Raw genomic sequence first — 9,947 nt, 5'->3', positions numbered from 1 at the left:
GGGCTCAGGTGTTGGCCTTGCGCGAGGCGAGCACCTCGTCGACGAGGCCGTACTCCTTCGCGGCCTCGGCCGAGAGGATCTTGTCGCGGTCGATGTCCTTGCGGACGGTCTCGACGTCGCGGCCGGAGTGCTTGGCGATCGTCTCCTCCAGCCACTCCCGCATCCGGATGATCTCGTTGGCGTGGATCTCGAGGTCGGAGGCCATGCCGCCGGTGCCCTCGATGGCGGGCTGGTGGATGAGCACCCGGGCGTTCGGCAGCGCGAACCGCTTGCCCGGGGCGCCGGCGCCGAGGATGACCGCGGCGGCGGAGGCGGCCTGCCCGATGCAGTAGGTCTGCACGTCGGGACGCACGTACTGCATCGTGTCGTAGATGGCCGTCATGGCCGTGAACGAGCCGCCGGGGCTGTTGATGTACATGAGGATGTCGCGGTCGGGGTCCTGGGACTCCAGGACGATGAGCTGGGCGATGACGTCGTCCGCGGACGCGTCGTCGACCTGCACCCCGAGGAAGATGATGCGGTCCTCGAACAGCTTGGTGTACGGGTCGAGCCGCTTCATGCCGTACGAGGTGCGCTCCTCGAACTGCGGCATGATGTAGCGGCTGCTCGGGGCCGGGACCTGGAGGCGACCGGTGATGTCTGGGTTCATGTCTCTACTCTCGCGTCGTCTCGGCGGGCTTCAGTCGGAGGTCACCGGGTTGTCGCTGTGCCGGCCCGCCATGTCCGCCTTGGTGATGACGTGGTCGACGAAGCCGTACTCCTTGGCCTCCGGGGCGGTGAACCACCGGTCGCGGTCGGAGTCGCGCTCGATCTGCTCCTTGCTCTGCCCGGTGTGCTCGGCGATGAGCTCGGCCATCTGCTTCTTGATGTGCAGCAGCTGCTCGGCCTGGATCTTGATGTCGGACGCCGTGCCGCCGATGCCGCCGGACGGCTGGTGCATCATGACCCGCGCGTGCGGGGTGGCGTAGCGCTTGCCGGGGGTCCCGGCCGACAGGAGGAACTGGCCCATCGAGGCGGCCATGCCCATCGCGACGGTGGCGACGTCGTTGGGGACCCACTGCATGGTGTCGAAGATCGCCATGCCGGCGGTGACGGAGCCACCGGGGCTGTTGATGTAGAGCCAGATGTCCTTGCCGGGGTCCTCCGCCGCGAGCAGGAGCATCTGGGCGCAGATCGCGTTCGCGTTGTCGTCGCGGACGTCGGACCCGAGGAAGATGATCCGCTCCTTGAGGAGGCGGTTGTAGATGTGGTCGTCGAGGCCGGCCTGGGGGCCAGGGCCCGCGGCGACGATCTCCTTGTCGTCGGTCACGCTGGTGTCGCTCCTCGGTTGGTCTGTTCGTGCCTTGCTCTCGACCCTAACGTCCGGCCCCGACGCCGGTACTCCCGGACCGCGCCGTGTTCGCCGTGAGCGTAGGCCCGGCCGCGCGGACGGACCGGCGGGCCGGGGGCCGTGGGGGCTCAGCGGTCGGCGGGCTCGGGGCGCGCCGCGTTGCGCGGCAGCCCGTCGGGCTCGCGCACCGAGGGGACGAGCGAGAGGGCGAGCAGCGCCAGCGCCCCGACGACGAGCAGCGCGTGCAGCACCCCGGCGTGGTCGCCGAGGTAGCCCAGGAGCGGAGGCCCGGCGAGGAACGCGACGTAGCCGATGGTGGCGACGACCGACATCCGGGCCGCGGCGCGGGCGGGGTCGTCGGCCGAGGCGCTCATGCCGACCGGGAACCCGAGCGCCGCCCCGACACCCCAGACGGCGGCCCCGACGAAGGCGACCCAGGCGCTGCCGAACACGACGAGCGCCGCCCCGAGCACCGCCAGCCCGAAGGAGATTCTCAGCACCGGCACCCGGCCGTGGGTGTCGAGGAGCCCGGTGCCGAGGATCCGCCCGACGGTCATGAAGGTGAGGAAGGTCGCGAAGCCGAGGACCCCCACCCACTCGGGCACCTCGTGGCCGACCGTGAAGGCCACGGCGAGCCAGTCGTTCGCGGTGCCCTCGGTGAAGGCGGCGGCCAGGACGACGACGCCGATGAGGAGCGTGCGCGGCTCCCGCCAGGCCGAGCGCTGCGGCCCGGCGGCGACGGGCTCGGGGTCGTCGTCGGACCCGGTCTCGGGGGCCGCGGCGACCGGAAGGAAGCGCGGCACCGCCCAGAGGGCCAGCCCGACGGTGAGCACGGCGCTCCCGGCGAAGTGGGCCAGCAACGGCACCCCGCCCCACGACATGCCGGCCCCGACGAGCGCCGAGACCACGGTCCCGGCGGAGAAGGCGGCATGGAAGTGGGGCATGACCGAGCGGTCCAGCAGCCGCTCGACGGTGGCGCCCTCGAGGTTCATCGAGACGTCCCACAGCCCGACGCCGAGACCGAGGAGGAACAGCCCGACGGCGAGCAGCCACCGCGACCCGCCGGCGCCGACGACGGCACCGGCGAGGACGAGCCCGACGAGGGCGACGCCCATCCCGGCCGCGACGCTGCGGGCCGGGCCCACCCGGTCGCTGACCCGTCCGGCCAGCGGCAGGCCGAGGACGGAGCCGGCGCTCAGGGCGAGCAGCGTCGTCCCCAGCTGGCCCGGGGTGAGGCCGAGCGTGCTCTTGGTGTCGGCGATCCGGGCCGCCCACGACGCGAAGACGACGCCGGCCAGGGCGAAGACGACGAAGACCGCCGTGCGGGCGGCGGTGACCCGCTCGCGGGGCAGGGCGGGGGCGGTGGTCATCGACGTGCTCACGGGTCTCTTTCGGCGGGTCCTCGACGGGTCGAATCGATTCGATCGAATCGATTCGATATTGTGCGACGCATGCCGTCGTCGCGTCAAGCCGGATCCGCGGGCCCGCCCCGCCGGGCGACGCTGCGCGACGTCGCCGACCGGGCGGGGGTCTCGACCTCGACCGCCTCGCTCGTCTTCAGCGGCAAGGGCCCGGTCGCCGTCGCCACGGCCGAACGGGTGCGGGCCGCCGCCGCCGAGCTCGGGTTCTCCGGGCCGGACCCGCTCGCCTCGTCGCTGCGGCAGGGCCGGGTGGGCACGGTCGCGGTCGTCGTCGAGGGCCCGCTGCGCGACGCCTTCCGCGACCCCTTCGCGCTCGGGGTGCTCGACGGGCTGGCCGAGGAGCTCGACTCCGCCGGCCGCTCGATGCTCCTCGTGGCCCAGCCCCCCGACGACCCGGGCCGGGCCGTCGACCAGCTCGCGACCCAGGCCGTCGACGCGGCCGTCTTCCCCCTCTGCGGCATCGCCACCAACCCGCTCGTCGACCACCTCGCCGCCCGCGGCGTCCCCCTCGTGGGCAGCGGCGCCCCGGTCGACCGGCGCGTCGCGCACGTCCTCACCGACGAGGCCGCCGCCATCGCCCTCACCACCCGGCTCGTGCTCGGGCTCGGGCACACCCGCGTCGCGCACGTCTCGATGCCCCTCACGCCCGGTGCCGCCACCGGATGGGCCGAGCCCGCCGAGGTCGCCGCTGCCGCCTACCCCGACGCCGCCGGCCGGGCCCGGGGCTTCCTGACCCTCACCGGGGACGACGCGCCGCTCGTGCAGACCGCCGACCTCACCGTCGGCTCCGGGGAGGCCGCCGGCCGGCTGCTGCTCGACGTCCCGGTCGCCCGCCGCCCCACCGCGGTCGTCTGTCAGGCCGACCTCCTGGCCGCCGGCGTCGTCCGGGCGGCCCGCGCCCTCGGGCTGCGGGTGCCGCAGGACGTCTCGGTCACCGGGTTCGACGGGGTCGACCTGCCCTGGCTCGACGAGACGCTGACGACGGTGCTGCAGCCGGGACGGGCCAAGGGCCGCGCCCTCGGGCGGCTGGTCCGGCGGCGGCTGGAGGGCGAGGACGTCGCCGACGAGCCGTTCCCCGTCGAGCTGCGCGTCGGGGAGACCACCGCTCCCCCGCCCGCCTGACGCCGGGCCGCCGAGGGCCGCACGACGACGCCGCGCCCCCCGTCGGGGAGCGCGGCGTCGTCGGTGGTGCGGGTGGCCTCAGGCCTTGGCGGGGGTGTCCTCCGCCTGGGTCGCGGCCACGTCGGTGGCCTCGTCGACCGCGGCCTCGTCGACGGCGGCGTCGGCGGCGTCGGTGTCGGCCTCGGCGTCCGCCACCTCGGGCTGCTCGGCCTCCGGCACGAGCTCGTTGAGGTCGATCTCGTGACCACCGGCGTCGGTGATCCTCGCGTCGTCGAGGACCGCCGCGAGCGCCTTGCGCCGCGCGACCTCCTGGACCATCGCCGGGATCTGGCCCTGCTGGTCGACGGCCTGGGCGAACTGGTTCGGGTCCATGCCGTACTGCTGCGCGCTCATCACGAGGTACTCGATGAGCTCGGGCTGCTCGACCTCGACCTCGAGCTTCTCGGCGATGGCGTCGAGGAGGAACTGGGCGGTCAGCGCCTTGCGGGTGGAGGTGTCGACCTCGGCCCGGTGCTCGTCGTCGTCCATCCGGTTCTCACCCTCGAGGTGGCTGTCGACCTCGGCCTTGACGATGCCCTCGGGCAGCGGCACGTCGACGGTGTCGACGAGGTGGTCCAGCAGCCGGTCGCGGGCCTGGATGCCCTGCTCGTACTTCTTCGCCTGCTCGGCCTGGGTGACCAGGTCGGCGCGCAGCTCCTCGAGGGTGTCGAACTCGGAGGCGAGCTGGGCGAACTCGTCGTCGAGCTCGGGGAGCTCACGGACCTTGACCGACTGCACGGTGACCGTGCACTCGGCGTCCTGGCCCTCGCGGTCGCCCCCGGCGAGCGGGGCGGTGAAGGTCTTGGTCTCGCCGGCGGTCATGCCGACGAGCGCGTCGTCCATGCCCTCGAGCATGTTGCCGGAGCCGACCTCGTAGGACACGCCCTCGACGGAGTCGATGTCCTCGCCCCCGATGCTGGCGGCGAGGTCGATGGACACGTGGTCGCCGGTCTCGACGGCGCGGTCGACGCCGACGAGGGTGCCGAAGCGCTCGCGCAGCGAGGTCATCCGCTCCTCGACGTCCTCGTCGGACACGGCGACGTCGTCGACAGAGACCTCGATGCCCTCGAGCTCGGGCAGCTCGACGGTCGGGCGGACGTCGGTCTCGACGGAGAACTCCAGGTCCTGTCCGTCCTCGAGCGGCACCGCGGTGACGTCGACCTCGGGCTGGCCGATGGCGCGCACCTCCTGCTCCTCGGCGGCCTGGGCGAAGAACTGGGGCAGCCCCTCGTTGACGGCCTCCTGGACGACGGCGCCGCGCCCGATGCGCTGGTCGATGATCCGGTTCGGGACCTTGCCCTTGCGGAAGCCGGGCACCTGCACCTGGGCGCCGATCGTCGCGTACGCCTTGTCCAGGAGGGGCTTGACCTCCTCGAACGGGACCTCGACGATCAGCTTGACCCGGGTCGGGCTCAGGGTCTCGACGGCACTCTTCACTGCGGGCACTCCACCTGGGGTGTCGGGTTCACGGTCGTGCGTCGCGGACCGGGAGGACCGGCCGACCGGGGCCGCGCAGCGCGCGGACGTCCGGGGCGACGCCAAAGACCCATGCTAGCGGCCCGCACGAGGCCCGCCGAATTGGGCGATCCCGGGCGTCACGACACCTCCTCGGGTGCCCTCCGGGCGGGTACCGTCCCGCTGTCGTGTGTCCCGGACAGGGGGCGCACCCGAGCACCGAAGGACATCCATGAGCCCAGTGACCACCACCCGCGGTCGCGTCTCCGCGGCCGGCGCGCTCGCCGCCGGCCTCCTCGCCGCCGCCTCCCTCACCGGGAGCACCGTCGCCGCGACGTCGGCCGCCGCGGCCCCCTCCGAGGCCGTCGTGGCCTGCGACCCCGCGAGCGCCGCCCGGGTCGCCGACGGCGCGACGGCCAAGGAGCCGAAGCTCTACCCGGACAACGAGGCCAAGGCCTACGGCGTGCTGGAGGACGCCCCGCGGATGGCGGACGGCTCGGTGACGGTCGACACCGTCTTCCACGTCGTGTCCGACCACGAGCTCGTGGGCGGGGAGCGCACCCGGATGGAGACGATGATCGCCGACCAGGTCGGGGTCCTCAACGCCTCCTACTCGGGGGCGACGTCCGCGACGGCCTCCGACAGCCCGTTCCGCTTCGACCTCGTCGACACGACGTGGACGGTGAACGAGGACTGGTACCACGTCGCGCCGGGCAAGACCGAGAGGGACATGAAGAGGGCGCTGCACACCGGCGACGCGACGACGCTCAACGTCTACGTCGCGGACATCGGCGGCGGCCTCCTCGGCTGGGCCTACTTCCCCAAGGGCTACAACAACGGCCGCGACTACATCGACGGCGTCGTCATCCTCGACGAGTCGATGCCCGGCGGCACGGCCGGCAAGTACGCCGAGGGCGACACCCTCACCCACGAGGTCGGCCACTGGATGATGCTCGAGCACACCTTCGCGCACGGGTGCAGCGCCGCCGGCGACTACGTCGCGGACACCCCCAAGGAGGCGTACCCGCAGTTCGACTGCCCCGAGGGTGCCGACTCCTGCCGCGCGCCGGGTCTGGACCCCATCCACAACTTCATGGACTACACGCAGGACTCCTGCATGGACGAGTTCACGCCCGGCCAGGTCGAGCGGATGAACGACGCCTGGGTGCAGTTCCGGGAGAACGCCAAGGCCTGACGCCTTCCCGGAACAGGCCGGACGGCCGGTGACCCGAGGCATCACCGGGCGTCCGGCGTGTGCGACCGCCCACCGGGCGGCCGGGTCAGAACCTCAGGTAGCGGGGGTTGTCCTCGCCCTCGACGGCGGAGTGGCCCGCGACGTCCTCGCCGCCGTCGGTGCTCGGCGCACGGGTGCCGTCCTTGCGACGCGCCTCCGTGCCGCCGGGCCCGCGGAGGGCCAGGTGGCCCTCGACGTCCTCGGTCCCGGTCGTGGTCTCGTTCTCGTCCTGCGGCTGGCTGCTGGTCATGTCCTGCTCCCCGTTCGGGTGGATCGTGCTGACAGGAGGAACTCTGCCGCTGCGGGACCCGCGTGTCCGTCATGCCGCTGACACAACGACGGTCCGGTCGGCGACGCCCGCTCGTCCCGGCGCGCTCAGTCACTGTTGCCGGCGACGGCGTGGAGCACCGCCTTGACCTGGAACGGCGTGAGGCCGGGGTGCTTGGACAGGATGCGGGCGGCCAGCCCCGCGACGTGCGGCGTCGCGAAGCTGTTGCCGCTGGCCCGGATCGTCCCACCGGCGGTCCACGCCACCTCGACGTCGAGCCCGCGCGCACCGAACTCCACCGGCGGGGCGGTGTTGTAGACGAGGGTGTCCGCCTCGTACGCCGGGAGGGCCGCGACGGACACGACCGACGCGAACTGCGAGGGGAACGTCGCCCCCGGGGTGTTGCTGGCGGCGCAGACGAGCAGGGTGCCCGCGAAGTAGGCCTCGTCGGCGACCTCGTGGAAGGCCGCGAACCAGTCCTCGTTCTGCGAGCTGAGGCTCATGTTCACGACGTCCATCCCGTGCTCGACCGCCCAGCGGATGCCGCCGTGGAAGGCCACGCTGCGGCCCTTGAGGTTCCGGCCGAGCACCCGCACGCTGTGCAGCTCGACGTCGGGCGCCAGGGACCGGATGATGCCCGCGCACGCCGTCCCGTGGCCGTACAGGTCCTCCCCCGCCCCGTCGACCACCCGGTAGCCCTCCTCCGCCTCCGGGTCCGCCTCGACGGCCACGGACCCGGCGAGCCGCCCGACCGCCGGGTGCGCGGCGTCCACCCCGCTGTCGATGACGGCCACCCGCACGCCCGCGCCCGTCGCGCCACCCCAGGCCCAGTCGCGCCGCTCCCCGGGCAGCGGCAGGCCCCGGCTGCGGCCCGGGCCCTCCCCCGCGAAGGCGCGCGACCACTCGGGCAGGTCGGTCATCGCGGGGCGCGCGGGCGGCCCGGGCCCCGGTGGCCGCGCCGGGCGAAGTCCGCGACCTCGAGGAGCACCCGCTCGGCGAGCCGCGCGGCGTCGGGTCCGGCGGCCGCGAGGTCGCGGAAGGCCCGGGCCAGGTCGCCGAGCGAGGTGGCCTCCTCCGCGTCGACCAGGGTCGCGAGCGCGTCGTCGAAGTCGCCGTCGCCGTCGGGGTCGACGAGGCTGCGCAGCAGGCCGGTGCCGAGCGCGTCGTAGAGCGCGCGGAGCCGGACGACGGACCCGAGCTGCGCCGCGAGGAGACCGAGCACGGCGAGCTCGCGGCCGGACCCGGTGTCGTCGGGCGCCGGCTCGAGCACCTCGACGACGCCCGCGACGGCCCCGCGCGGGCCGGGGACGGGGGCGGCGAGGATCGTCGACGGGACGAAGCGGGTGGACTCCGCCACGTCCCGGGCGAACCGGCCGTCGGCCGCGACGTCGGCCACCCGGATGGACTCCCCGGACATCGCCACCCACCCGGCGATGCCCCGCCCGACGGGGAGCACGACCCCGACGATCTCGGCCGCGCCCCGGCCGTCGGCGGCGATGAAGCGCAGGGCGGAGCCGTCCGGCTCGACGAGCGCGACCGAGCAGGCGGCGGCCCCGAAGACCTCCCGGATGCCCGCCACGGCAGCCCGCACCTCCTCCCCCAGGCCGTCGGGAGCCGTGGCGGTGCCGAGCGCGTCGCCGAGGGCGGCGACGAGCGCCGCCTGTCGGCCGTCGGGTGGATGCATGACCGCAGTGTGGTGGTAAACGCCGGTCCGTGGGTGCGATGCGAGTAGACATGCGGCCATGGACTGGCCCCTTCTCGCTCCCCTGCCGGCGGAGGCGAGGGACGCCGTCCTCGCCGTGGCCCGCAGCCGCACCTTCGCGCGGGGCGAGGTGGTCTTCCACGAGGGCGACCCCGCGAACGCCCTGCACCTCGTGCGCTCCGGCCACCTCATCGTCCGGGTGACGGCCCCCGACGGGGAGCGGGCCACCCTCAACCTGCTCGGGCCCGGCGACCACGTCGGCGAGCTCGCGCTCATCCCGTCGGCGACGCCGCAGCAGCGCTCGGCCACGGTGCTGGCGCTGGACCGGGCCGAGACCCTCGCCCTCCCGGCCGCCGCCTTCCACGACCTCTGCGCCCGTCACCCCCCGGTCAACGGCCTGCTCGTCGGGCTGCTCGCCGAACGGGTCCGCGAGCTGAGCGCCCGGCTGCTGGAGACGATGCACCTCGGCCTGGACCGCCGGGTCTACCGGTGCCTCCTGCGGCTGGCGGACGTCTACGCGGGCGGCGCCGGACCGGTCGTCCTGCCGGTGACCCAGGAGCAGCTGGCCGACCTCGTCGGCGGCACGCGGCCCTCGGTGAACCAGGTCCTCGGCCGGCTGCAGGAGCAGGGCGTCATCCGCCTGGCGCGCGGTCGCACCGTCCTGCTGGACCTCCCGGCGCTCACCCGCAAAGCGGGTGCCTGACCGGCGCGGCGGGGGTCAGGCCTCGTTGGAGAAGCGCTCGACCCTGGACCGGTCGCCGGAGACGATGATGACGTCGCCGGACTCCGGGACGGTCTCGGGCACCGCGTAGGTGAACTCCTTGCCCCGCGGCTTGATGCCGACGATGGTCACGCCGTACCGCGAGCGGATCGAGGACTCGGCGAGGGTGCGTCCGACGATGCTCTCCGGCGGGGTCGTCTTCACCATCGCGTAGCCGTCGTCGAACTCGATGTAGTCCATCATCCGGCCGCGCACGAGGTGGGCGACCCGGCGGCCCATGTCGAACTCCGGCCGGACGACGTGGTGGACGCCGACCTGCTCGAGGATCTTGCCCTGCGACTCGGTCGTCGCCTTGGCCCACACCTCGCGCACCCCGAGCGAGCGTAGGACGAAGGCCGTGAGCACGCTGGCCTCGAGGTTGCTGCCGATGCCGACGACCGCCCGGCGGAACTCGCCCACCGAGAGCTGGCGGAGCGCCTCGACGTCGGTGGTGTCGGCCTGGACGACGTGGGTGAGCCGTCCGGCGAGGTCCTGGACGCGCTTGGGGTCCTTGTCGACGCCGAGCACCTCGACCCCGTCGCGCTCGAGCTCGAGGGCGAGGGCCTTGCCGAAGCGCCCGAGACCGAGGACGACGACGCCGCCGGACTCCACGATG

General features: G+C 73.9%; 11 protein-coding genes. 3 read left to right on the top strand and 8 right to left on the bottom strand.

Going from position 1 to position 9,947, the window contains the following annotated elements; all coding sequences use genetic code 11:
- Positions 1–4 precede the first annotated feature (4 nt).
- The 3 genes from EPD83_RS05780 to EPD83_RS05770 form a co-directional block, all read right to left on the bottom strand.
- A complete protein-coding gene (locus EPD83_RS05780) occupies positions 5–649 on the bottom strand; it encodes an ATP-dependent Clp protease proteolytic subunit (protein WP_128367842.1) in 645 nt (214 codons plus the stop codon).
- 30 nt (positions 650–679) lie between these two features.
- A complete protein-coding gene (locus EPD83_RS05775) occupies positions 680–1,309 on the bottom strand; it encodes an ATP-dependent Clp protease proteolytic subunit (RefSeq protein ID WP_322095770.1) in 630 nt (209 codons plus the stop codon).
- Between the two features lie 149 nt (positions 1,310–1,458).
- The gene (locus EPD83_RS05770; RefSeq protein WP_128367841.1) at positions 1,459–2,700 is read right to left on the bottom strand and encodes an MFS transporter; all 1,242 of its coding nucleotides are present in this window, start codon (positions 2,698–2,700) and stop codon (positions 1,459–1,461) included.
- Between the two features lie 81 nt (positions 2,701–2,781).
- On the opposite strand from EPD83_RS05770, the gene EPD83_RS05765 reads away from it, so the two are divergent.
- Positions 2,782–3,873: a substrate-binding domain-containing protein gene (locus EPD83_RS05765; protein WP_165566329.1), complete on the top strand. Its 1,092-nt coding sequence runs from the start codon at positions 2,782–2,784 to the stop codon at positions 3,871–3,873.
- 78 nt (positions 3,874–3,951) lie between these two features.
- On the opposite strand, the gene tig is transcribed toward EPD83_RS05765, so the two are convergent.
- Positions 3,952–5,349 carry a trigger factor gene (gene tig / locus EPD83_RS05760; protein ID WP_128368408.1) on the bottom strand — a complete coding sequence of 466 codons (1,398 nt, stop codon included), beginning with the start codon at positions 5,347–5,349 and terminating at the stop codon, positions 3,952–3,954.
- A 250-nt stretch (positions 5,350–5,599) separates the two neighbouring features.
- On the opposite strand from tig, the gene EPD83_RS05755 reads away from it, so the two are divergent.
- Positions 5,600–6,562, top strand: a complete 963-nt coding sequence (locus EPD83_RS05755) for a zinc metalloprotease (RefSeq protein WP_128367205.1) — start codon at positions 5,600–5,602, stop codon at positions 6,560–6,562.
- 85 nt (positions 6,563–6,647) lie between these two features.
- Here the strand turns inward: EPD83_RS05755 and EPD83_RS05750 are convergent, their stop codons facing one another.
- The 3 genes from EPD83_RS05750 to EPD83_RS05740 form a co-directional block, all read right to left on the bottom strand.
- Positions 6,648–6,851 carry a hypothetical protein gene (locus tag EPD83_RS05750; RefSeq protein ID WP_164896520.1) on the bottom strand — a complete coding sequence of 68 codons (204 nt, stop codon included), beginning with the start codon at positions 6,849–6,851 and terminating at the stop codon, positions 6,648–6,650.
- Positions 6,852–6,976: 125 nt separating this feature from the next.
- Positions 6,977–7,789, bottom strand: coding sequence for a S8 family serine peptidase (locus EPD83_RS05745; RefSeq protein ID WP_128367207.1), 813 nt, complete (start codon positions 7,787–7,789; stop codon positions 6,977–6,979).
- Positions 7,786–8,553, bottom strand: coding sequence for a GAF domain-containing protein (locus EPD83_RS05740; protein ID WP_164896521.1), 768 nt, complete (start codon positions 8,551–8,553; stop codon positions 7,786–7,788). The genes EPD83_RS05745 and EPD83_RS05740 overlap by 4 nt, the downstream gene beginning before the upstream one ends.
- A gap of 58 nt (positions 8,554–8,611) precedes the next feature.
- Between EPD83_RS05740 and EPD83_RS05735 the strand changes: the two genes are divergently transcribed.
- Positions 8,612–9,274 (top strand): Crp/Fnr family transcriptional regulator, encoded by a 663-nt coding sequence (locus tag EPD83_RS05735; RefSeq protein WP_128367209.1) that lies wholly within the window; start codon positions 8,612–8,614, stop codon positions 9,272–9,274.
- Between the two features lie 15 nt (positions 9,275–9,289).
- Here EPD83_RS05735 and EPD83_RS05730 read toward each other — a convergent pair whose 3' ends face one another.
- On the bottom strand, positions 9,290–9,943 hold the full coding sequence (locus EPD83_RS05730; RefSeq protein WP_128367210.1) for a potassium channel family protein: 654 nt from the start codon (positions 9,941–9,943) through the stop codon (positions 9,290–9,292).
- Positions 9,944–9,947: the final 4 nt, after the last annotated feature.

Source organism: Phycicoccus flavus (genome assembly GCF_004025965.2).
GTDB lineage: Bacteria > Actinomycetota > Actinomycetes > Actinomycetales > Dermatophilaceae > Phycicoccus > Phycicoccus flavus.
The sequence above is the reverse complement of the archived record's forward strand: the minus strand, read 5'-3'. Positions and strand labels throughout refer to the sequence as shown.